We start from the raw sequence: 23523 nt of genomic DNA, 5'->3' as shown, positions 1-23523 counted from the left end.
TAGAAGAGCGACCCCGTTTCAGCAGCTGCAACGAGGTCATAACCGTCGTTCTAAATTTTATGTCTGCATGCTCCGTGACATACTTGAGAGATAAATGGAGGGGGCCATGTACTTTCAAATCGACAACACCACAGTTCGAGTGCTCGGCTCGATTCATCTTTTCCCCGCGAATGTACCTGAAGTGCCAAGATGGGCCCGTGATGCATATGCTTGGGCCGATGAGTTGGTTTTCGAGACAGATTGGGGGGCCATCGGAGATGAATTCACTTTGCCACAAGGGCAGTCGTTATCCGACCATGTGCCAAAGAATGTCTGGGAGTGGCTTGTCGCCCATTGGCCGGCGGAGCTAGGCGAGCTGCATAGGACACCTGCATGGCTTGTCTTTATGCAATTGGGGAAAGTCGGAGCAAAAACTAAGCATGGGATAGACGTCCAGTTTCGTGACCTTGCGGTCAAGGATGGGAAGGATATCCGCTATCTGGAAACCCCAGTTGAATTTGCAGATTCGATGCGCTCAGTGCCTTCCGAGGACGTGCTGTTGGCGCTGAATGAAGCGATTTCTTCAATCGGAGATAACGATAAAGGCATCAAAGGCATGTTCTCCGATTGGAACAAGCGAGACCTGGATACCATGTTTCGCCGTGTCCAAAAGAAGACAATCATTACGGTACCCTCCCTCCGCAGAGCTGCCCTCACAGGGCGCAATGAAAATTGGCTCGGAGCGATGCACGAGCTATGTAAATCTGAGCGGAAGGTATTGGTTGTAGTCGGCGGACTCCATCTTCATGGTGAGGGGAATCTTCTCCAGCTACTTGAACGTGCTATTGAGAGGCTCTAGGCAATTATCGGGAAGGCTGATTTGATGCTTAGAAGAACAAGAAATCGGGATACAAATGAATCCAAAAAAGAATAGCCAAAAATACTTGGAGCTGGGGAAGCTCCTGAAGGAGTTGAGAGAAAAGGCTGACTTCAAGGACCACAAGGAGCTGGCCGAAGCTATCCATGCAAATGCTCGTACCGTGCTTTCATGGGAAAACGGCATATCTCGGCCGCGGCAAGAGACAGTGCTGCAGCTGCAGCAGCTAGTACACGCAACTGATAACGCCTTATTGACCGCCGCAGGTTTTTCCAAAGAAGCTGCTCAAGCGAATGAAGCTAGTACGACGACGATATCCAGTGTTTTTCCTTTGTCTTCGCTAACCGCAGACGACTTTGAGGAGTTCTGCGCTACGTTTCTCGATTTTCTGTACCACCCTCGTGGCTCCGAGGTTCATCGCTACGGAGCTACTGGCCATAAGCAGCACGGAATCGACATCGTTGCCCGTGGCGAAAACTATGTGCACTCTTTTCAGTGCAAACGTGTAAGGGACTTCGGCGCTCAGAAGGTACATGAGGCAGTAAAGAAGCAGACATACAAAGCGTCATTCAAGGTTCTGTTACTGGGATATACCGCTAGTCCAGATGCTCGAGACGCAATAGCTGATTATCCCGGTTGGCAACTTTGGGACCCATTCGACATTACCCGAAAGATTCGTCTGCTTCCTCGCTTTGACCAAGTTGCATTGGTCGACAGATTCTTTGTCGGTAAGAGATTGGACTTGCTTGGAATAACTGAGCAGGGTCCTATCCAAAGTGCAGGCGAGTTCTTCGCTCAGTTCCTGGTGGGTAGTCGCTATTTCAATCATGCGTGGACACTGATTGGTCGAACCGATGAAGTTGCCAATGCTGTCGCATTTGCTAAAGAAGATGACGTTCTGTTGACATGCATCAGTGGCCCGCCGGGGGTCGGAAAAAGCCGTGTATTGCGAGAGGTCGTGGCTCGTCTTGAAGCGGATACTTCCTTGTATATCAGGTTTGTATCAGCCGGCGAAACTATAAAAGCCTCACATTTCGAAGGGGTGAGAGCAAAAGATGGTGGCGAAACCTTGCTGATTGTGGATGATGCCCACGATAGAGAGGATTTGCCTCTTCTACTCAATTTCGCGTCAGTTCCAGATAATCTCACCAAGCTCCTATTTACGACTCGTCCATATGGGATTGAACCAATCAAGCGCAATGCTGCATCGGCAGGCGTATCTGGCACCGCTATAAAATTCATTGAGATTCTTCCTCCGACAAAGGAACAGGCGCAAGCCTTAGCCGAGTACGTCCTAAAGCAATGCAACGGCCCAATAGAAGCTGCCAAGGCCATTGCGAAAGTGACCTTTACGACCCCCCTAACTACCGTGCTTGCAGCGCAGCTAGTGGCGAAGCACAACATCCCGTTAGAGTTACTTGCTCAAGAAGAGGAATTCCGAATTCATGTGCTCCGTAGCCTTCAGCAGGTCATTGCACTAGAGTTAGTTCAAGAATATGAGCGCGGAAAACTCAATGCGGTTCTTCGTACAATTTCGCTTCTACAGCCAGTCATCCAGGACGACCCGGCCTTCTTGGAGATACTGGAGAAAGTTGAGGGCGTCAGTAAGACAGATGCGACGCGCTTGATGAACGTGTTAAACGAAGCTGGGGTTCTTTTCAAGCGTGGAATTCGCTCAAGGTTGGCACCAGACTTGCTCGCCGATGAAATTATTCGAGCCAACTATATTGACCCCAATTCCCAAGCAAATGCCTTGGTTGAGCAGATATTCGAGCAGCTGGGCGTAGAGCATCTAAAAAACATGTTCTTAAATCTGGGGCGGCTTGACTGGCGCCTGCGAGAGGGAAAGACAGACCAAAGTACGTTGTTGACGAACATAGCACCTAAGCTGAAATGGCAGGGGAAATACAGTAATACGCATTTGAAAGCCGCAGAAGCTGTAGCTTTTTATCAGCCGAGATTCGCAATGGACTTCGCAAAACGTCTCATTACAGAGGGGCACGGAGACGATACGAATGTGTGCAATTTGCTTCGCTATGCTGCTTACACTTACGACCACGTTCAAGAAGCTTGCTCCCTACTGTGGCGGGCCGGAAGGGGGGCAAAAAATGGTAAGAAAACTGCGCTCAATCCTGGAATGAGTGTCTTTGCTGACTTGGCCAAGTACCAGGTGAATAAGCCTCTTGCATATATCGATGAGGTCATCGATTTCGTACTCAAATTGCTGGAAAACCCCACCACGCTGAGCTTTGAAAACAATCCATTTTGTGTTTTGGAAGGGCCATTGCAGACGGAATATCAGTCAACGACATACTCCCGTTTAGCCTTTACCATTGGGCGCTACATCGTTTCTCTGTCTAGGGTTCAGTCATTGCGAGACAAAGTTACCAATGCACTCTTTGAGTATTTAAGAAGTGGTACAGACAGGAAGGCGTTTCTTGCAGTCCAGACGCTGAGCAATGCATTGCAAGGTCCTATGCGTGCCAAGCCTGCGAATGATGAATGGACGCATGAGCATTTGAATCTGCTAAACAAGCTTCTTGCGATTGTTGAGGGAACGCATGTGCACGCGGTGGTGCTGGTGCGGATTGGCCAGGCCGTCAGATGGCATGCATACTATTCTCAGTCAATCACTGCTCCGGTTGCGTTAAAGATTCAAAGCTATCTACATCGAGATTTGCGGACTCGGCTAATCCGAATGCTTATTGATGCGTGGGGTAATAACACGTGGAAGCCTTATGACGGAGATACGGATGCCAACCAGTTTAAGATGAACTGCGAGGCTACAGCAAAGGAGCTAATCGAGGCCTTCCCAGATATCGACAATTTTTATGCAGAGATTCAATCTGCGTTACAAGAAATGTCGGTCCTTGCGCCAGGATTTGGCACCCCGTACTTGTTCCTCGGTTCTCTTTTGGATGCAGTCCCTGGTTTCGCGGGAAAGATTCTCAGAGAGAGTTTGTATCATGATGTTGGTCCGCTGAATGTAGCTATAGGCAGAGCAATATGCATTGAACTCATGTCGGGCCGGAATTCCCTTATTGCGGACTATGTGGAGTTCTCCAGGAAATCCGATGAGGCATTGATGCGGCTTGCTGACGGCTACGCATATTTTCAATCTGCACGCGCATACACGGACGAGGAGTGCTCTCTCTTTGAGCGAATCTTTTTGTCAGAGAATGAATCAGTAATTTTTTCAGCGGCGCAGCTTTCTCGTCAGATTTTTTCCCAATCTCCAAGTCTTGCCTTCGAACTTATTTGCCGACTCGACTTCGCTATCAATACTGAAGCCACTCATCACATATTTATGTTGTTGGCAGATAGTAAGGAGATGCAATCTCTTGATGTCGAAGAATGGAGACCTCGGATTCTACAAAAGCTTAGAAATCGAACTAACTTGGATGACCATTGGATTCGGTCCTTCATTGTGGAGTCAGTCAAGATTGATGCTCCAGCTGTTATGGAACTTGTTAAAGCGCGCTTGAAAGAGGCATGTAGGCTGGATGATTGGCAGTATTTGCCGCTTCGCAAGGAGCATACAAAAGGCATAGACCTTCGCGCCTCCAGTCAATATGAGCAGTTGATTCAGGAATTTCTCGATTGGGTGGTCAGTGATGCTGACGTGTCGTCGAGGCTCTCATGGATTGGGGGAGTTTTTGCAGGAATGTGCGGCAATTTCGATTTGCCACTTCTTATGCAATTGCGCGAATGGATGTCCACAGGAACTGCTCTTCGTTTAGAGCTCGTGGAGTCAATCTTGAAAGAGGCTCAGCCTTCTCTCATTTTCGATTTTTCTGACTTCATCGCAGATATCTTGAATGATGCAGATGCTATTAGTCTCGATGCGCTTAATGGAATCCGGAATGCAATTTCGATATCGGCACGCTCAGGTCCGCGCTCTGGCACTCCGGGAGAGCCGTTCCCGGCTGACGTAAGGTTGGCGGAGCACTGTCAGAAGATGCTCAGTTCTTCAAGCCGGGCTCTTCCTACCTATGACCTATATGACGAGCTATTGAGAGACGCCAAACGGGAGATGTCTCTCGAACGTCGGGCTCGGTATTCCCTGGATGACGATGATGATTAGCATATTGGTTGCCAGTTGATGTTGCTCTCTTGCTTGTTTGGCAGACGTTCAAAGTCACCGCTTCAGCGATGCTAAGATTCAACCCTCAATTGGGGAAAGCATGGTTGAAGCTAGTGACAACGAAATTACGGTTGGACAAGTGGTGGATGCGTTTGCCTCTGCTGGCTCAGCAAAAGGGTTCGAGGCATGCCTCAACACCACAACATTGGCTATTTGCCGAGAAAGCTGGCGACCTACCGAGGTCTATCCTCCTGCTATTTTGCATACCAACTTGCTTTGAATCAGAACAACGACCCAGTCGCCGGATAGTTTTCCTCTGTTTTTGACTCTTCCTTTTTCTTTGCGTTGGATTTGCTCTTCGAAGCAGCTTTCGGCCGTGGCGCCAGCAATGCCTTCATCAGTTCGCTCGGATATCTTTAAGAGTGAAGATGGCGCGGCTGGTATCGCGCTGATAAAGACCGCAACAAATGGCTTTGAGGTCGTTCATTACATCATGGCGTCGTTGATGGTACTGGCAGGATTGGTCTTTGACATCACTTTCGAGCGTCAAAAGAAATTAGGTCTCAGTCTCTGACAGCTCTTTTGATAAATCGGCCTGAGAAAAAAGCCGACACTGGACAACGGTGTCGGCTTTTTTCTGTTTTCTCAGTTTAGAGTTCGTATCTAGGATAAATCCCCAAGAACGCATCCACGCTGTTCCAGAGCTCCTGACCCAGCTCCAACCTCATCATCTTGGCGAATCGGTCGCGAACCGTGTGACCGGCAAGTTCATCTCCAAATCGACCTATAAAGCGTTGCGTCGACTCTGTATTTTGGGCGCAAATTAGGGGTTCTTCATTTTCGGCAAGATTCTTCGCGCACTCGAGTGCGGCATGAAACGCTGGCGGTACGCTGTTGCCAAAGGACTGACTGTGCAGTTGCTTAAGCAAGAGCGCAACTTCTGCATGGGTCATCTTGCATACCGTTTCCATGCTTTTGTCGCTCAGTACGCTGAGAAGAAGAATGAGATAGTCGCGGCTCAGTGTCGCTTTCTGGTCCCGCGACCGTGGCGCTTCGGTGATTCGCTGCTCAACAGCAGCGCAAAAGGTCGTGAACTCTTCGCGTGTCGCACGGTGTCGATGCTTCACCAGGGTGTGTATGGCCCTCGATTCAGTTACCTTTAGGGCGCGCCGTAGACTGGATTTCGTCACGGCGAGTCCGTCATCCTCGAGTTGACTGATTGCCGAACGCACCTCGTCCTCAGTAAGTCCCCGGCGTTTTACCGATAGATTTTCGCGGATGTAGCTTGAGAGCCAGGCAGGTTGGATGTCCCAGGTAACGGAGAAGTGAAATTTGGTTATCTTTGCTGCGCTCGTAGCTTGATGAAAATTGGCCGGCCACGAAGAAAGTAGCCAGCAAGCAGCGTTGATAATCCTGGCGCGCTGTGGGGACGGAAGCTGTTCCACATTGTGTGCGTGGTTAATGAAGGGTTCGCTGGTCTGGAAAGAGCTTGGTAATACTCTCCAAATCTGCCGGGCGCCCGACCGCAAGAGAAGCTGAGCCATCACCCAAAGGGCATCGAACACCTCCTGAGCATTGGCCGCTTGTGGCATTTCCCTCGGCACTGCTCCTAACGTTGCACAAAGCCAGAGTGACCTAGCGATTTCTTGCATCTCACTGTCAACACTGCCGGCGCCGCCAATCGTTTCCCCACAGCATTGGCAATTTGAAAATGCGGATGGAACCCTTTCAAGAAGGATGCGCTGGCTCGCCGGCCACATACCGCCACCGCATGAAGCGCAAGTCTCACTCAGCGGGCAGCCATGGAGAGGGCAGTGTGTAATGAAGGCAAACCGCCATGCCAGTCGGAAATATGGGGTGGCATCGCCGACAAGGCACATTGGGCAGCAGGAGCTCCTGTTGCTGACGGAAGAATTTGCTCGGCAGGGAACCACCCATCTCCGCCGACCAGATTGCATGAACTGCGCAGAAATATGACTTCCTAGTGAGTCAAGGCATAGTGCTTGAATCGCGCTTTTAGCCACACGGCTGACGTCGCTCAACCAACGCAGCTCCTCGTCTTTCGGATATTGGTCCGGTTCCAGAGCGTAAGAGGATGAGTTCGGCCGTGGATAGAGCCTGAAGCCATTCGCTATGCCGCCGCGCTGTCGCCATGATGAGAGCGATTCGCCGGGAAAAGGGGCTGGCCTCAGGAGAAACATCTATGTCACCGCTGCTTTAAAAAGCATACTCGCTGCGTTGCTACCGCCCTTGTAGCCTGCTAGCTTTGGGTCTTGCAGATACAAGTCATTGATGAGCGGCTCATGCACGTAAGAGCATAGCTTCCAGTTGAGTGGGCTGTGCCAAATCGAATCCAAGAAAGTATGAAACCGTACGGTGGTAGCCTTCTCGCCAAACTTCCCCAATGGAACCAGACATCGATTTTGCTTTGTCCGTATAGTGCATCGGGCTCGGACTTCCTCCAGAGCCTGACGGATATCCTTAGGGTCAAAGCGTGGGGTCCAGAGGTCTTTCTCGAGAGCTACTGCAGGAAACCACCGAGCCCACCAGAGGAGCCAAGTAAGGCTTGGCGAGCAGCCCAGTATTTCGGAGGCGCCATCTATCGATATAGTCTCCGTGTATTGAGCGTACTGATTCACCATCTTTCTCCTGGACCAACTGAAGCTGGCTTCATCCCAAAGACTAACCATCGCCTTCGCCAATTCCTTATTTCTCGTGGCGCAGATTTTTCGGATGAAGCGCTCTTGAACTTGGTAGGTCTTTACTTCATTGACGAAAGCATGGACATAATTCCGCAATGGGGTTGGCCATCCCGTTACGAAGCGCTCGAAACTCAGCATCTCATTCAGCGACACCCAGGGGTTGCCAAAGGGTTTTTGAACAGTTCCGAGAAGAATTTTTATCAAGGCCGCAGTTCGATAGCTGCCTTCGCGCGCCTCCTCAAGGCCCATATCAAGAGTGATAGGCATGCTTCGGTAGGAGAATTTCCTCGAAAATTCAGCGTACCAACTGGGGGTGGGGACTCTTTTCAAATCAGTGAGAGCGGCGCCGCAGTCGCAGCCTACTGGAGATGTCCGCATGTAGGTCAGCGGGTTCTTGCATCTGTGGCATTCATCTATCGGCATCAACCCATGCCTTACACACGGCAATGGGATATGGAATGTCGCGGAGACATCCGGAATGAGCCCCTCTGAAACACAATCGGGACAGACTCGGGCGTGCGGCATCGACTGTTGTGACCTCGAACGTCCGCGTACCGTGCTTGGCTCGGGCGATAGATGTCCGCACATCAGGTCATTCAACTCGGAAGAGGGCATCGACCTCAGCCGAGCGTAGGAAGAATCCAGAGCTCCAACTAATTCGCGCTGACTTAATAGATTGCTAGCAGCTAATCGCATAATGAAGTCTGGTCGGTTTGAATATGCAGATGCGTTTGGACGGATTAACAGTCGTGGGCGTTTAGTCGTGGTCAATTATTTTTATCTCGTATTATTTTTTTGGCGACACCTCGGCGTCTGGGAGCAGGAATGCGAGATGTCGCCGATTTGAGGATTTCAGCCAAAGAAGCGATGGCTGCTGTTGCTATTAGGCAGCCTTATCCAACGGAGGGAGCGCAGGGTTGGACGAGTCGTGCCAGTTGTGGAACATCTCGCCAACCGCGGTGATAGGGCGAGGCTCAATTTTCTTGCCGAACGGATTGACAGTCTTCAGGTGGCTGCCGAAGAGGTTCTCCAGTGCTCGCTCGAAGTCGTCGGAAGTAAGTGCTTCCCGCTTATGCTCAACAGCGACGCACACAGCCTCCGTAACGAGTTTGTTAATCACTGACATCACGCCATTGGTAGCGCAGTAGATGCGCCAAGCCATCGTGCTCTCATCAAGTTTCGACAGTTCGGCCAACGGCAGGGCCTTATCCAGTTCCGAAAGGAAGCGGAGGAAGCAGCGGATGTCTTCAGCTTTGTCCATGGAGAAATACTCGATTCTGAGGTGTTTCATGGAGCGTCTACGGAGCTGAGCATTGGTCGTAACGACCTCTGCGGCCGAAGGTGTGCCAAGCAATACGACAAGGCACTTCGACTTATCAATCAAGTCGCGAATCCAGTTGCCCAGTTGCAAAACACCCTTTTGTCCGCGGCGTTCGGGAATATCTTGCACGTCATCAATGAAGATGATTTCTGTCTCGACATGTCGGAGCAGCGTTCCGATACGGTCCAGCATATCGGCAGCGGTGCCTTTGGGCTTCGGGTCGCCGAGTGCGCGCAGAAGCTCGGAGGCAAGGCCGCGCTGGGTCGGTGCCGGCGGGATTTTGAACATCACGGAGCGCACCTTGCTGATTTCACCAGAATCATCGCGTGGCATGAGTTGTTGAATGCGGTCGGCGAGATATGTCTTTCCTGCTCCGGAGCCGGCGAGAACCAGCATAGAATCGCCCCGTTTTTCGGCTTTGCAGTTCGCTGCCATGGTACGGATGCTCGACATGGCGACACTGCATTGAGGATGTTGGACGAAGATTTCGTTGGCCATATGCACGCGACGGGAGCGGATATCTGCGCCGCGCCAGTGCGCTTTGAGTTCGGCCATAATTTTTGGGGCAAGTTTTGCGTTTTGGTTTTCAATGGCGGCAGCAACTTGTGCCGAGCTAGCGCGTTGATTGTCAGAGGAGGTAGTAGTGTTGTTCATGATTTGAGTATTCGAAAAATTGTTTGAGATAAGCACCGCGTCACCGCCCCTCTCAGCCGCCCCTGCGGCTTTCCTGGACTGCCTGGCGCCAACTTCATCGGAGGTTTCAGTGCCTTCGTTCATGGCTTCCGTCCCTTCTTCGCACGAGGGAAATCAGGCGGAGGCAACCGTGCCACCATCCCTCTGGCACCCTCGAACTCCGCCAAAACTGCCTTGAGTCGGTTCAGCTCCCCATGAGAAAGCTGTTTGCTAAAGTGCTTCAGCATCAACCGAGCATGAAACTGCCTAACAGTTTTCCGAGGCCACAGATGAGACCGCTGCTTGGACGACTCTGGAGCCGGCGCAGGTGTAGTGTTCTTTCGTTCGGACATTGGATTACCTCTTGTGTAAAGAACCCATGAACTTCCTGAGCCCACGGGTGATTCAATGAAATGATGTTCGTTAAGTGATTTGGCGAAGCATTTCGTCGAGTACCCTCATCACTCATTTCTCGGTTTAGAGCGCGCTCTCATCAGGCGCCCAATCCCCGCGGCCCGCGGCGGAACTGCAGATTTCTGGTGTTGAAGCTTGATGGGCTTCATTTGGGCTGCGCGGTCGATGAGGTATTTGCGGAACTGAAGAAGGGCAGCCAGGTCAGGAGGGCTGATGCTTTGCCGGCGAGCTATCCTCAACTGCTGGTGAGCGCGCAGGTCGAGAAAATCTGCGGCCGCACTGCCTTTAGTGCTTTTTCGTTCGGGCATTGGAATTCCTTTCGTAAAGGGCCCATGTACATCCATGGTCCATGGGCGTTTTGATGACGTGATGATGATTAGGAGAATGCAAACTGCGAACTGTCCGGCATCGCCCACCCGTCCTCATCACCACCCTTATCCAGTTCAACTTCGTCAATCTGGCGTAGCTTTGCCTCAAGTGCCGTCATCACCCGTTCCTCGGTCTTGGAAGCGCTGTTAGTAGGCGCAGAGTCATCACCGGTGTTATCGCCATCATTGGCCGTCACGTTCCCCATCCGCATGGCAACCTTCCGGTGACGGAGCTTGGTCGACTTCCGCATCTCGGCCGTGAGGTCAATGAGGTCTTGGCGGCTCTTGAGATAGTCAGCCAGGTCAGGGTGATTGCTCCTACGTTCGCGAGCCATCTTGGTAATCAAGGTGTGCTGGAAGAGAGTCAGTCCCCGTGTGTATTCAGGAATGGCGCTCGGAACCTCCAACCACAACTTGGTGACCGGATTCAGCACCCAGATGGAATTCAGGTCATTTCGGCTATATCGAAAGATGACCTTCAGAGAATTGCCGTGCTGCACCCTCCAAGCTCTCAAAAGAGCATGGTGGTACTTCAGGACATTAGAAAACTGCACCCCTACAGGCCGTAGCTGCACGCTGTCCTCACGCATGCCGGCCAGCTTGATATCGAGAACGTTGGTTGGCAGCCGCGGTCGGCGGCCTTCCATTCCGCGGATATACCGTTCCTTCGGTGTGTAGCCATCCATGCCGGCTTCATGACAGTGCACGTCGTACGCCCACTTCATGAACCCCAGCCTGAATTGCTCGGTGGTCAGAACGGCGCTGTGAAGTCCCTCCTTCACCATCTCCCGAACTTGCTTCTTGGGTCCTACAAAACCAGGCACCCACTCAAGAAAGCGGCCGACCATCCGTCCGTTGAAGTTCTCGACTTTGGCCTTCTCCGTCGGCGTACGTGGTTTGGCGAACTCGACGGCGGCGTTAGCGATGGTCACAGCCGCTGAACGAAGCTCCAGCGTATGGTTGTAGCGGGCATTGTCAAAAATGATGAGTCCAGGCCGTCCCATATATGGAATGTCATCTTTGACCTTCGCGTAGGAGCCTTCGCCCCTCAACTTCGGCATCACGCCATTAATCACTGCAGCTACCGCGGACTCGAGGCTGCGAGCTTCTGCACTCATCGAGAGCCCAGTCGGAACGTCGGAGAGCTGGTCGACCATGCTCGTTACCCATACGCGTCCAAAGGGCAATCCAGTCAGTTCGTCAACGGCAAATACTCCGGTGTCCTTGTCATCACACTCCGTGACCTGACCGGTGAACGAAGCCCTATCCCGCGGATACCATTCGCGGAATTCCCTCTTCGCAGCGGTCAATCCCTCGTTCCTTCTGCAGATGTCATATGCCCCCAGATACCGCTTAGTCTCCCGCGTGACAGTCGATAGCGATGGCCGCAGCGCAACAGCCTTCGCCGCACCGTGCGTTTCGTTCAGCTCGTGCTGTATCGCCTTCTGAATTTGCGTGAAACGGACCTTCGCGTTTTTGTCCTTGTAGATTCCGGCGAGCACTTTGTTGTAGGCTTCCTGTGCTGCAGCAGCAAGACGGCTCTTCCCGCCACCGCCACGCTGTGCGTAGTGCGGGAATGCCGCTTGCAGGTCTCCGCTGGCGCGTTCGATTTTCCGCTCGCAGGTGTAAAGCGTGGACAGTTTCGGCGGATTCGGGTCGTCGTTCTTTTTCACCAAGCGCTCTAAATCCATCTGTCGGATTTGGGTAGGCCTCATCGAGGTATGGCCGAGCTTCCGCATTGCGTTGATGTATGCAATCAACCGCAATCCGAAAGTTCGAGCCTTCTCGCTAAAGGCCAGCATGCCGCCAGTGGTTTGGATACCTTTCCATGCGTCTTGCATCTGCGCATTCAGGCCCTCAGGTGTCGCCGGCTCGGTTTCGAAGTACGGGACGAGGATGCCGTTGTTGTAGGCCTCCCAGAACATCTCCGTCTTCATCAACTTGCGTGCAAGCGTCGCGCTGTGTTCAATGACCAAGTGTGTGGACCGGACAGAGACAATCTCAAAAACAATATTGCCTCTACGCAGGCGTGTACCCGCCTCCACCGCAAAATGCGATGGCTGCTTGATAGCATTCATGGTGGCCTCCGCTCAGAAGTCGGCGAGTGCCTTCCACCAGCTGTCCGACTCCTCGCTCTCGCCAAGGAACATGCTGATGAAATCGTCTTGTGGAATGCCCGAAATACGGGTTTCTTTGCTCAATGGTTGGGTCAACGGAATGAACACATGGCCCTTCCACGCTGCCGCGTAGAGAACGTCTCGGTCCATGTCCGTGTTGAGCGAAAACTCCCCCAGGGTGGCATTGCGCCCCTGTGCCTTCACCCAGTTCATCAGACCCACGATTTCGTCATCAGTGATGCCGCTACTGCTCGCCATCCGCATGTACATGAGGTGGTCACGAACGGGCTTGCTTAACGGCGAGACGTCGGTCCACAACAGATATTTCATACCCAGCTCTTTGAACTTCGCGCGGTACTCCGCAATTTCCCATTGCTTCGCTGGCGACAGGAATCGATGCGACTTCGTCTCCAGCACGTAAAGCTGCGGCACCGGGTTTCCGGGTACTTGGAAGAGAAAGTCCGGATAAATCTCACTTCCGAACTCGTCGATGGAGGTCTTGAAAGGTTGAGCTTTCACTTTCTCGATGTACCCCATGTTGATGAGGTACTCGACGGCCAAAGCTGAACAGAATTCGTTACGGCCCTGAACGTCGACGTATTGGCCCAGCGCCTCTGATTTGTAGTGGTGGTTCTGGGTCCAGCGGGACGGACCCCTGAGCTCTCGTGACGCCTTGCTGTTGAAGACGTCATCCGCCCATTTAGGGCTGCCCATTTTGTGTGTGGATACTCGCATTACCATCCCTTTCTCTGCGCCAATGGCGCTTAGAAAAACAGCTATCGCTGTCAAATGAGTCTTGACCGGTTAGCTGCAGGACGGTACCTTGAAGGTTCCTAGGCCTTAGGTGGGGTTACCTTCCTGAGCTAAAGGCGGTGAATTACCGGCGTGTAGTTCGCCGCTTTTTCATTTCTGATGTCCTCGTAATCTCTGCTCCCTTCCTCTCTTCAGTTGCTCAAAGCTTGGCGCCAAGGCCAAACTACTTACCGCCATCCGGCGTGATTTCATCCTCATAGCTAACGCCCCATCCCCGCAGACGCTTACGGCCGCCCCGTGACGTTCCCCCCAGCGACCAATCGCCGACGACGAATTCCTCCTCGACGTGGGAGTGAATGTCTTTCTCTGATTTCCAACAGGAAATTGCATAAAGGAAATATTCGGGTAAGGCTATCGACCGAAATCTCTTTGGGCAATCTGGAGGGCATCAATTGCTAATGGGCAATTAAACTTGCGCATATCGCAACTATGACTGCCCTGGACTGTGGATTCTGCGCCACGCTCTTCAATCGCGCAGATTTCAAAGGAGGGGGATGGATTAAATATTAGCTCGTATTTAAATGAACCTTATTCTTGGCTTAATGAGGCGAGTTTAGGCACACTTTTTCGGAAAGGCAAGGTGGACTTTGCATCGGGATATGCGAGTAGAAGTCGCTCTGGTGGCGGGTCTATGTTGACAATGTAGGGTTCTCTTCTACACCACTGTTTAAATGTACAGATGCTCGATTTTTAGTTGATATATACCATTAAACTCGTATTTTGTAATTTGGAGTTTAATGGTAGAGGTCCGGCCAATGGTGGCCCTCCGGCCGATTTCGATGCGCTCGAGTTCGTCGAATAAATTGGATTTGAGGCGGTAGTTTAGGAATGGATGAGGGGTCTTCGAGGAGGAAGCGGTGCGGGGAATGCGGGGACAAAAAGGCGAAGGCACTCCCCAGCAGAAAAAGCAAGATTTGTTGCGCCGCGGAGACGACTTGGGGGCGTCGTCACAGTATGAGTCTAACTCTGATTAGTAGTTAGTTTAATTGTGATGAAGTCCACTGATAGCGGGCAATGACATCGGGCGAACACCGGCACTTGCCGCTATCGTGACCCGAGTATCCACAAGGGCAAGGATTCATCGCCGCCAGCAACTGGAATCTTGCCGGGAATTCGGCCTGCCGTGCCGCGCGTGAAATGGTGATACGGCCCGACTCCATCGGTTCGCGCAGTACCTCCAGTACATGGCGGCTGAACTCCGGCAGTTCGTCCAGAAAAAGCACCCCGTGATGCGCCAGCGAAATCTCGCCCGGGCGCGGCATGCCGCCGCCACCCACCAGCGCCGCTGCCGACGCCGTGTGATGCGGGCTGCGAAACGGACGTTGCTTCCAGCGGCGGGCATCGAAGCCCTGCCCCAGCGATTGCACCGCCGCAGCTTCCAGCGCCTGTTGCTCGGTCATCGGCGGCAAGATGCCGGGCAGGCGCGCCGCCAGCATCGATTTGCCGGTACCGGGCGGCCCGACCAACAGAATACTGTGGCCACCGGCCGCTGCGACTTCCAGCGCGCGTCGCGCCTGCAGCTGGCCTTTCACGTCGCTGAAGTCGGGCCACGTCGACGGCGAAGAACAGGCCGTGCTGACATGCGGCTGCAAGCGTTCGCTGGCGTCGCGCGTGGAGAAGTGCGCGCACACCTGCAGCAGCGACTGCGCCGGCAGGATCACGGCATCCTTCACCAACGCCGCTTCGTCCGCGTTGGCCTGCGGCAGGATGAAACTTCGGCGCTGCTGTGCGCCCTCCCCCTGTGCCATTGCGCAAGCCATCGCCAATGCGCCGCGCACGGGCAACACCTGGCCCGATAACGACAACTCGCCGGCAAACTCGTATTGGTCAAGACAGTCGCCGGGAATTTGCGATGAAGCGGCCAGAATGCCCAGCGCAATCGCTAAATCGAAGCGTCCCGATTCCTTGGGCAGATCGGCAGGCGCGAGATTGGCCGTGATCCGTCGTGCCGGAAATTCAAAGCGCGCATTCTGCAATGCGGCCCGTACCCGGTCCCGCGCTTCCTTCACCTCGGCTTCGGGCAAGCCGACGATGGTGAAACTGGGCAAGCCATTGGCCAGATGCACTTCAACTGTCACCGGCGGCGCATGCATGCCGGCCAGTGCGCGACTGCGGAGGATGGCGAGGCTCATCGAGCGAATCCGATGACGCCATCGCGAGTGAGCGGGACAACGGTGATTGGAAGAGCCGTTATTGGCATGTGCATATCGATCGCCGTCGCAAGTTGGAAGATCGCCAATATTGCCTTCAATAAACCCGATAACGCCTGATGAGCTGGTGGTTGCGGGAAGCTCTTGAGAAATTACGATGCGACCGCTGCTGCCAGTCTGATAACGCGAGCAATATTGGGAAACAAGCAAATGCTGCGGCGGCTTATCAATGCAGGAGAAAGTAACGAATCTGTCATAAAAACTTAGTAAATGCATGCTTCTGGTCCGTTTCTTGCATACATCACGGCACCCAAATTTTTAAGAGATGTCATGACCACGACATTCCACACAGCGGAATTTCTACGCTACATGCCGGCTGTTGCATTATGCGAGCGATCCCTGCGCGAACTCAATTTCGCCTGGCGCCTGATCGAGTCGACCGCCAAGATGGTGTGCCCGGCCGAGGCCAAGACCATCCTGCCGACCATGAAGGTCACGCGCGAAGGCTTCAATACGCTGGAACAGCGTCTCATCGCCAACCTGGTCGAGCAGAACATCGCCAAGACGGTGCGCGAAATCGATTTCAAGGCCAAGGTCATCATTGATATCGTGGTGCGCAACCTGTTCGAGCGCACCGCTGATGTGGGGTTTCTGGCGATGGACGACGCCATCCGCAGCTTCATCCTGGCGTGCCGGGAGGACGCCGCCGATGACGACCAGCGCGACGATATCGTTGCCCGTCTGCGTGCCTATCGCGAAAAATATACCGTCTATGACGAGATCCTCATCCTCGATACCCAGGGGCGGGTGCTGGCCAACCTGGACCGGCACAACGATATCTCGCAGTCGTACGATCCGCTGGTCGGGCAGACGCTCAAGTCCGACCACTATGTCGAGACCTTTGCCTTGTCCGATTTGCGCCAGGGCGGCGAGCGCGCCCTGATCTATTCGCACAAGATCGTCGACCCGGCCAACGGCGACGCCATCGGCATCCTGTGCCTGTGCTTTCCGATCGCAGTGGAAATGAAGGATGTCTTCAGCGGCCTGCAAAAGCCCGACGACCGATCCGTGATGCTGATGCTCGATGAGGCCGGCTGCGTCATCTCCAGCAGCGATCCGGAACACGTTGCCCCCGGCCGAACCGTGCCGCTGGCGCTGGATGACGATTATCAGGTTATCGCCTACGGCGGGCGCGAATACCTCGCCCGCACCCGCGCCGCGCACGACTATCAGGGTTACGGCGGCCCCGGTTGGTATGGTCACGTGATGATCCCCTGCGAAATGGCATTCCGCCAGCAGAACCTCGACCTGCTGGCGCAATACGACAGCGCCACCCGGGCGGGCGTGATGTCGCATGCCAAGTCGTTCTGTCCGCCGCTGCATGACGTCACCCTGATGGCCGATGCGATCAATCATTCGCTGCGCCGGGTGGTGTGGAACGGCAAGATCATGTCCTCCGGCGAGGACCGCGATCTGCTGCGCCTCAAGTCGATCCTGCATGAGATCAGCCAGACCGGCGACGAGACCAACGCCATCTTCAGAGAGTCGATCCAGGACCTGTACGGCACGGTATTGTCGGCCACGCTGCAGGACATGCAATTCATCTCGCGCCTGATGATCGACATCATGGATCGCAGCCTCTATGAGCGCGCCAACGATTGCCGTTGGTGGGCGCTCACGCCCGATATCCGGCGCATCACCGCCAATGGCCAGCGCAGCGAACCCGAGCGACAGCGCATGACGTCGATCCTGGCGTCGATCAACGCGCTCTATACCGCCTACTCCAGGCTGGTGGTGTTCGATGCCGGCGGCGCCATCATTGCCGCTTCCGATCCGCGCGGTGAAGGCCTGGATCTGTCCGATGTGCGCATGGATGAACAGTTGCTGCGCAAGACCATGCAGTTGGCCGACCCGCAGCAATATTGCGTCTCGCCGTTCGAGCCGAGCCCGCTCTACGGTGATCGCGCCACTTATATCTATTGCGCGGCGATCTTCGATCCGCAACGGCCGGGCCAGGTGGTGGGCGGCATCGGCGTGGTGTTCGATGCCGAGACCGAATTCAATAACATGCTGTCGGCGTCGCTGCCCGAGAATGACCAGGCATTTGCGGCCTATGTCGATCGTTCCGGTGCTGTTATTTCAAGCACGCATCCGGCTTATCCGCCCGCCAGCATCCTGCGCGTGGATGCGCAGGCGATGGAGGCCGACAACGGCTGCGGGTCGGCCACCATCCGGGTGCATGACCGCCAGTACATGGTGGCGGGCAGCACGGTCTCGTTCGGTTATCGTGAATACAAGAACAGCGATGGCCATGTCAATGATGTCATTGCCGTGGTGCTGGTGCCGATCGGCGCCGAAGCGGAGCCGGGTGCGGCCTTGCACAACCTGCCAGCCACAGTGTTGACTGCGCAGCATGCGGGAGAGGCCAGGGAATTCGCCACCGTCACGGTCGACGGCAATATCTTCGCGTTGCCGGCAGGGCACGTGGTCGAATCGATCGAGACCGAGCGCATGCTGACGGCCTCGACGCTCAAGCCGGTGATTGCCGGCGCGCTGAACTACCAGGACAGCAGCGGCAGCAGTTCGGCCTTCGTGCCGGTGATCGACATGCGTACCTTATTGCACCCTGATGCGCGCAAGCCGCAGTCTGCCAATGAGATCGTGGTGGTGCGGCACGGCCGCCATACCCTTGGCCTGCTGGTGGATGATCTGCACGATGTGCTGGAGTTCGGCAGCGCGCAGATCGACCCTCCGCTGAAGATGTTCCACAACCGAGCCAACTACATCTGCAATATGATCCGCACCGCCGATCCGGGGCAGACCGTGCAGGTGGTGGATATCGAGAGCATCGTGTCCAATGTCTTCGGCGAGAACGTCGAGAACCTGATGGCCGGCGAGCCGCACATTGTGCTGCTGCCGCCGGCCATTGCACATTGATTACTCAATGCTTACGCGTTGATCAGCTGCCGTTGCGACCCTTCAGCGCCGGCACGAACAGTTCGCTCCAGACAGCGGGCTTGGTCTTGATGGTGCCGGCCCGGCTCATGAACAGCACGTATTGCATCACTTCGTTGGGGGTGCTGGAAAACTGCGTGTCAGGATCGGCCAGCATCTTCTCGACTTCGTCCTGGCTCAGCTTCATCTTCGACACCCGCAGGAAAGTCTCGGCGGCGCCCTTGCGGTTCTTCGCGATATAGGCGTTGGCTTCTTCCTGCGCGGCCATGAAGGCCTGCGTCAGCTTGGGGTTCTTTTCGGTGAATGCCTTCAGCGCAAACACCACGTCGATGGTGATGTTGCCCAACACTTCGGACGAATTGATCACGCGCGTGATCTTGGGATCCTTGGCCTCCTGGTACGAGAACGGCGGCGACGTGAAGTGGGCCGTGATCTCGGTCTTGCCCGACAGCAGCGAACCCATCGCCTCAGGATGCGACAGGCTGACCGTCAGCGGGTCCAGCTTGGCATAGTTCTCGATGCCGAATGCCTTGGCTGCGGCCATCTGCAGCAATACCGCCGACAGCGAGGTCTTGATGCCGGGAATGGCGATCTTGTCCTTGGCCGTGAAGTCCTTCAGGGACTTCACGTTCGGGTTGTTGGTATTGAGGTAAAGCGATGAAGTCGACAATGCGCCCAGTCCGACCACTTCCGAACGCGGAATGCCGTGGGCCTTGGACCACAGCGTCACGAAACCCGGCGCTCCGGTGCCGGCGATATCGAGATTACCGGCCAGCATGGCATCGTTGATGACGTTGCCGCCATCGAGCAGGACCCAGTTGGTCTTGACGTCGGGAAGGCCCAGCGCCTTGGCGTGTTTTTCGACCAGGCCCTGGTCGCGAATGACCATCAGCGGCAGGTACAGCAGGCCGTAGCCGTGCGAGATGCGAACTACCGATGCTTCGGCGCGGGCAGCGCCCGAGGCGCCGAAGAGGCTCATCGCCGAGGCAATCAGAAGGGTGGAAAAATAGCGGCGTTTCATTCTTGTCTCCTGTTATTAGTTAGTCTAGTGCTGCATACCCCAGCGGTGGATGGTGCGTTTCTCGATCTGGGCGAATACCAGATTCTCTACCACCAGCCCGATCAGGATCACGAAGAACAATCCCGAGAACACGTTGGCGGTTTCCAGCTGGTTACGGTTTTCGAAGATGTACCAGCCCAGTCCACCGGTGCCGGATGACACCCCGAACACCAGTTCGGCCGCAATCAGGGTGCGCCATGCAAACGCCCAGCCCACCTTGAGGCCGGTCAGGATGCTGGGGAATGCGGCCGGTATCAGGATCGAGCGCACCAGCGAAAAGCGTCGCAGGCCATAGTTCTGGCCGACCATGCGCAAGGTATTGGATACCGCCCGGAAGCCGCCGTGGGTATTGAGCGCGACCGCCCACAGCACCGAATGCACCAGCACGAAGATGATGCTGCCGGTGCCCAGCCCGAACCAGATCAGCGCCAGCGGCAGCAAGGCGATGGCGGGGAGCGGGTTGAACATCGAGGTCAGGGTTTCGAGCAAATCGTTGCCGATGCGCGAGCTGATGGCCAATGTTGTCAACAGTCCCGCCAGCAGGATGCCGAGGCCATAGCCCACCAGCAGCGTCTGCAATGACACTGCGGCCCGTTCCAGCAACACGCCGCTGGCCAGGCCCGAGAGGAAGGCATGCAAGGTTTCGCTGAAGCTGGGAAACAGCAGGCGGTTGTCCAGCAGGCGGCCATAGACTTCCCAGATCGCCGCCAGCACCAGCAGGATCAGGGTCTTGCGCAGCCAGCCCAGGCGGTACAGTGATTCAAACGCCGATAGCGGGCGCTGGACTTCGGTGACGGCGTTGCGGTCGGGCTCGACCACGATCTCGGCGCGGACGAAGGGCAGATTATTGTTCATGAGGGTCTCCTGGGGCGCCGCTTCAGTGGTGCGCAAACAGCATGTCGTTGATGCGGGTCTCGAGCTCGGCCTGGGCCGCCGTTCCCATCTGTTCGGGGGCGATGCTGTTGAGTTCGGCGCGCACCTGCCCCGGATGCGGCGTCAGCAACAGGATGCGCGAACCGATCCGTATGGCTTCTTCGATCGAATGGGTCACGAACAGCACCGTGAACCGGGTGTCGTCCCACAGGCGCAGCAGTTCATCCTGCATCTTGCGGCGGGTAAGGGCATCGAGCGCGGCGAAGGGCTCGTCCATCAGCAGCACGTCGGGCTCCATGGCCATGCCGCGCGCAATCGAGACCCGTTGCTTCATGCCGCCCGAGAGCATGTGCGGATAGCTATCGATGAATTTCGCCAGGCCGACCTTCTCGATGTAGTACTCGGCGCGTTCGGCGGCGGCACGGCCTTGCAGGCGGCCACTGGCGTGCAGCGCGAATTCGACGTTCTGGCGCACGGTTTTCCAGGGCAGCAACTGGTCGAACTCCTGGAACACCATCATCCGGTCGGGGCCGGGTTCGTGGACCTCGCGGCCCTTCAGGCGGATGGTGCCCGCGCTCGGCTGCAGGTAGCCGCCGATGGCCTTGAGCAGCGTCGATTTTCCGCAGCCCGATGGCCCCAGCAGGATGTAGCGATCCGACGGGTGGACATTGAAGCTGACCTGCTGGGTCGCGGTGACCAGCGAGTCGCTGGTCTTGTACTGCAGCGTGACCCGGTCGATTTCCAGCAGCGGGACCGCCGCATCGGGGGGCGTCGGGACATGACTGGTGTCATTCATGCAAGTCTCCATGGTTTTTATTGATGATTGGCGTCGATGCTATGCGCCCAAGCTGTAACCAATCTGACTGAATCGGGCCGTCGGCTACTTTTTTTCGCATTTCGAGGCGACCGGGAATACAATCTGCGCCAGCCCAAGCAGCGTGGACAGCTGCGGCTTCGCAACATAACTGGAGATCGAACATGCGCATTCTTCTGGTCGAGGACACAGCGGACGTCGCCGAAGCCATCGTCAGCCATCTGGCACGCATCGGCCATACGGTGGAATGGGAGCGCGACGGCGCCACTGCCTCGCGCCGCATCGCCGACAGTTTCGACCTGGTGATCCTGGATGTCATGCTGCCCCAGCAGGATGGTTTCTCGCTGCTGGAGCAACTACGTGGACGCGGCCGGAATACGCCGGTGATGATGCTGACGGCATGCGCCGAGATCGAGGAGCGGGTGCGCGCGCTCGACCTGGGCGCCGATGACTACATGATCAAGCCGTTCGACTTTCGCGAGCTCGATGCCCGCGTGCGGGTATTGCTGCGACGTAGCGGCGGCGAGGCCACCAACCTGATCCATTGCGCCAATGTCTGCATCGACCGCAAGACGCGCAGCACCACGCTCGATGGCGCGGTCATTGAGCTGACCCGGCGTGAAGTCACCTTGCTGGAGATCATCGCGGCCCGGCCCGGGCGCATCTTCAACAAGGATGAATTGATGGAGCGGCTGTTTACGGTCGACGACACGCCCAACGTCAATACGGTCGAGCAATACGTGGCGCGGTTGCGCAAGAAACTGGCCGGCGCTGCCTTCGATATCCGTACCTTGCGTGGCCTGGGATATCAATTGATTTTGCACGCCCCTGCCGAGACCCCTTCGCTGCACTGATGCAAAGCCGTTCACCGCATGTCGTCGCCGGACGTTCCCTCTACATTCGACTGGTCACGCGGGTCGGTACGGTGCTGGCGGTCAGTGCGGCGGTGCTGCTGATTGCCATCTGGATCTCGACCCAGTTTGCGGCGCGCGAAGCCTACGATCGCATCCTCTCCGGCAGCGCACTGCAGATCGCCGAAAACACCTGGTATGAAAATGGCGCGGTCAATGTCGACGTGCCGCTGGCGGCATTGTCGATGCTGGGTGCGGGCGACCATGCCATCTATGTGGTGTTCGATCCGCAAGGACGGGTGATTGCAGGCGACGGCGAGTTCCGTCCCGATATCCCGTGGGACCAGCTGGCCGATGGCCCCCTGCTGCGCGATGGCCAGTATCTGGGCACGGCGGTGCGCATGGCCATCATCGGTCGCCGCATGCCGGTGGCCGGACCGCATCCGTGGGCCGTGATCGTGCTGGCGCAGACCAACAATGCGCGCATGTCGTTTGCCGAAAGCCTGGGCTCGCGGGCGCTGCTGGTGATCGTGGTCATGAGCGTGCTGACCCTGGTGGCGGCCATGTTCACGCTGTACCAGGCGCTGGCGCCGTTGAAGCGCATCGAAGACGCCATCCGCGAGCGCGATCTCAACGATCTGTCGCCGCTGACGTTGACCGTGCCGGCCGAGACCCATGCCCTGGTGTCGGCCATCAACGCCTTCATGCAGCGCCTCGCGGTGCACCGCGCCACCATGCGCCGGGTCATCGGCGACGCTGCCCACCAGCTACGAACGCCGGTCACGGCACTGGTGGCGCAGATGGAGCTGCTTGAATCGCAATCCAGCGGCGAACTGCGGCAGCGTCATCTGGAGCAGTTGCGTGAACGCACCCGCCAGCTGGGGGCGCTGGTCAACCAGTTGATCAACCATGCGATGGTGCAGCATCGTAGTGACAGTTTGCTGTTGCAGCGGGTCAACCTGGGGGAACTGGTCCGCAGCCAGATGACCGAGGTGTTGTCCAATCGCGAACGCTCGCCCGACCTGGCCCTGGATATCCCCGAAGAGGCCTGCTGGATCCAGGCCGATCCGATCAGCCTGGGCGAGGCCATCAAGAACATCCTCAATAACGCCCTCGAATACGGCGCGCCGCATCTGCTGCATGTCACCCTCGAACGCCACGGCGAACGTCATGTCCTGCGCTTCATCGATGATGGGCCGGGTATAGCCGCCGACCAGTGGGACCGGCTGCGCAAGCCCTTCTCGCCGCGCGGCCAGGGGCGCATGGGCGCCAGCCTGGGGCTGGCCATCGTCGAGGAAGTGATGCGGGCGCACGGCGGCAGCCTGAGCTTTGCGCAAACGCCCGGTTTTCACTTCGTGGTGTCGCTCGAATTTGCGGCAGCGCGCGTGGAATTGGCCCGTTAGCGCCGAGGTAGCCTTTCCAGATTGAAATGTTGTGGCCGGGGACCGGTCGTCACTATAATGCTCGCGTTTT

At 55.9% G+C, this 23523-nt stretch carries 16 protein-coding genes and 2 pseudogenes; 8 read left to right on the top strand and 10 right to left on the bottom strand.

Annotation, left to right across the window (positions count from 1 at the left end; all coding sequences use genetic code 11):
• Nucleotides 1-106 precede the first annotated feature (106 nt).
• The 4 genes from LBW87_RS16795 (at nucleotide 107) to LBW87_RS16780 (ending at nucleotide 5514) form a co-directional block, all read left to right on the top strand.
• The gene (locus LBW87_RS16795) at nucleotides 107-838 is read left to right on the top strand and encodes a TraB/GumN family protein (RefSeq protein ID WP_225202613.1); all 732 of its coding nucleotides are present in this window, start codon (nucleotides 107-109) and stop codon (nucleotides 836-838) included.
• Between the two features lie 55 nt (nucleotides 839-893).
• Complete coding sequence (locus LBW87_RS16790; protein WP_225202612.1) at nucleotides 894-4940, top strand: ATP-binding protein; 4047 nt, start codon at nucleotides 894-896, stop codon at nucleotides 4938-4940.
• A 100-nt stretch (nucleotides 4941-5040) separates the two neighbouring features.
• Nucleotides 5041-5220, top strand: coding sequence for a hypothetical protein (locus tag LBW87_RS16785; RefSeq protein WP_225202611.1), 180 nt, complete (start codon nucleotides 5041-5043; stop codon nucleotides 5218-5220).
• 108 nt (nucleotides 5221-5328) lie between these two features.
• Nucleotides 5329-5514 carry a hypothetical protein gene (locus LBW87_RS16780; RefSeq protein ID WP_225202610.1) on the top strand — a complete coding sequence of 62 codons (186 nt, stop codon included), beginning with the start codon at nucleotides 5329-5331 and terminating at the stop codon, nucleotides 5512-5514.
• A 76-nt stretch (nucleotides 5515-5590) separates the two neighbouring features.
• Here the strand turns inward: LBW87_RS16780 and LBW87_RS16775 are convergent, their stop codons facing one another.
• The 4 genes and pseudogenes from LBW87_RS16775 to LBW87_RS16760 form a co-directional block, all read right to left on the bottom strand.
• The gene (locus LBW87_RS16775) at nucleotides 5591-6532 is read right to left on the bottom strand and encodes a hypothetical protein (RefSeq protein WP_225202721.1); all 942 of its coding nucleotides are present in this window, start codon (nucleotides 6530-6532) and stop codon (nucleotides 5591-5593) included.
• Between the two features lie 210 nt (nucleotides 6533-6742).
• Nucleotides 6743-7141, bottom strand: a pseudogene (locus LBW87_RS24070) (TniQ family protein); the annotation flags it as partial.
• On the bottom strand, nucleotides 7142-7909 hold the full coding sequence (locus LBW87_RS16765) for a hypothetical protein (protein WP_225202609.1): 768 nt from the start codon (nucleotides 7907-7909) through the stop codon (nucleotides 7142-7144).
• A 616-nt stretch (nucleotides 7910-8525) separates the two neighbouring features.
• A complete protein-coding gene (locus tag LBW87_RS16760) occupies nucleotides 8526-9740 on the bottom strand; it encodes a TniB family NTP-binding protein (protein ID WP_225202608.1) in 1215 nt (404 codons plus the stop codon).
• Between the two features lie 434 nt (nucleotides 9741-10174).
• Between LBW87_RS16760 and LBW87_RS16755 the strand changes: the two genes are divergently transcribed.
• Nucleotides 10175-10411 carry a hypothetical protein gene (locus tag LBW87_RS16755; protein WP_225202607.1) on the top strand — a complete coding sequence of 79 codons (237 nt, stop codon included), beginning with the start codon at nucleotides 10175-10177 and terminating at the stop codon, nucleotides 10409-10411.
• Nucleotides 10412-10425: 14 nt separating this feature from the next.
• On the opposite strand, the gene LBW87_RS16750 is transcribed toward LBW87_RS16755, so the two are convergent.
• The 3 genes and pseudogenes from LBW87_RS16750 to LBW87_RS16740 form a co-directional block, all read right to left on the bottom strand.
• Nucleotides 10426-12495, bottom strand: coding sequence for a hypothetical protein (locus LBW87_RS16750; protein WP_225202606.1), 2070 nt, complete (start codon nucleotides 12493-12495; stop codon nucleotides 10426-10428).
• A gap of 12 nt (nucleotides 12496-12507) precedes the next feature.
• A complete protein-coding gene (locus LBW87_RS16745; RefSeq protein ID WP_225202605.1) occupies nucleotides 12508-13269 on the bottom strand; it encodes a hypothetical protein in 762 nt (253 codons plus the stop codon).
• Nucleotides 13270-14348: 1079 nt separating this feature from the next.
• Nucleotides 14349-15479, bottom strand: a pseudogene (locus LBW87_RS16740) (YifB family Mg chelatase-like AAA ATPase); the annotation flags it as partial.
• A 348-nt stretch (nucleotides 15480-15827) separates the two neighbouring features.
• Between LBW87_RS16740 and LBW87_RS16735 the strand changes: the two are divergent.
• The gene (locus LBW87_RS16735) at nucleotides 15828-18434 is read left to right on the top strand and encodes a chemotaxis protein CheW (protein ID WP_225202604.1); all 2607 of its coding nucleotides are present in this window, start codon (nucleotides 15828-15830) and stop codon (nucleotides 18432-18434) included.
• Nucleotides 18435-18456: 22 nt separating this feature from the next.
• Here LBW87_RS16735 and LBW87_RS16730 read toward each other — a convergent pair whose 3' ends face one another.
• From LBW87_RS16730 to LBW87_RS16720, 3 genes are read right to left on the bottom strand one after another with little or no spacing between them, the layout of a single operon-like run.
• A complete protein-coding gene (locus tag LBW87_RS16730) occupies nucleotides 18457-19473 on the bottom strand; it encodes an ABC transporter substrate-binding protein (protein ID WP_225202603.1) in 1017 nt (338 codons plus the stop codon).
• Nucleotides 19474-19497: 24 nt separating this feature from the next.
• Nucleotides 19498-20367 (bottom strand): ABC transporter permease, encoded by an 870-nt coding sequence (locus tag LBW87_RS16725; RefSeq protein ID WP_225202602.1) that lies wholly within the window; start codon nucleotides 20365-20367, stop codon nucleotides 19498-19500.
• A 22-nt stretch (nucleotides 20368-20389) separates the two neighbouring features.
• Entirely contained in the window at nucleotides 20390-21181 is a 792-nt protein-coding gene (locus LBW87_RS16720; RefSeq protein WP_225202601.1) for an ABC transporter ATP-binding protein, read from the bottom strand.
• Between the two features lie 182 nt (nucleotides 21182-21363).
• Here LBW87_RS16720 and LBW87_RS16715 point away from each other — a divergent pair, with 182 nt between their 5' ends.
• Together LBW87_RS16715 and LBW87_RS16710 are read left to right on the top strand one after the other, a co-directional pair.
• Nucleotides 21364-22053, top strand: a complete 690-nt coding sequence (locus LBW87_RS16715) for a response regulator transcription factor (protein WP_225202600.1) — start codon at nucleotides 21364-21366, stop codon at nucleotides 22051-22053.
• Complete coding sequence (locus tag LBW87_RS16710; protein ID WP_225202599.1) at nucleotides 22053-23453, top strand: sensor histidine kinase; 1401 nt, start codon at nucleotides 22053-22055, stop codon at nucleotides 23451-23453. The genes LBW87_RS16715 and LBW87_RS16710 overlap by 1 nt, the downstream gene beginning before the upstream one ends.
• Nucleotides 23454-23523 lie beyond the last annotated feature (70 nt).

Source organism: Herbaspirillum sp. alder98, from assembly GCF_020179755.1.
Taxonomy (GTDB): domain Bacteria; phylum Pseudomonadota; class Gammaproteobacteria; order Burkholderiales; family Burkholderiaceae_D; genus Herbaspirillum.
The sequence above is the reverse complement of the archived record's forward strand: the minus strand, read 5'-3'. Positions and strand labels throughout refer to the sequence as shown.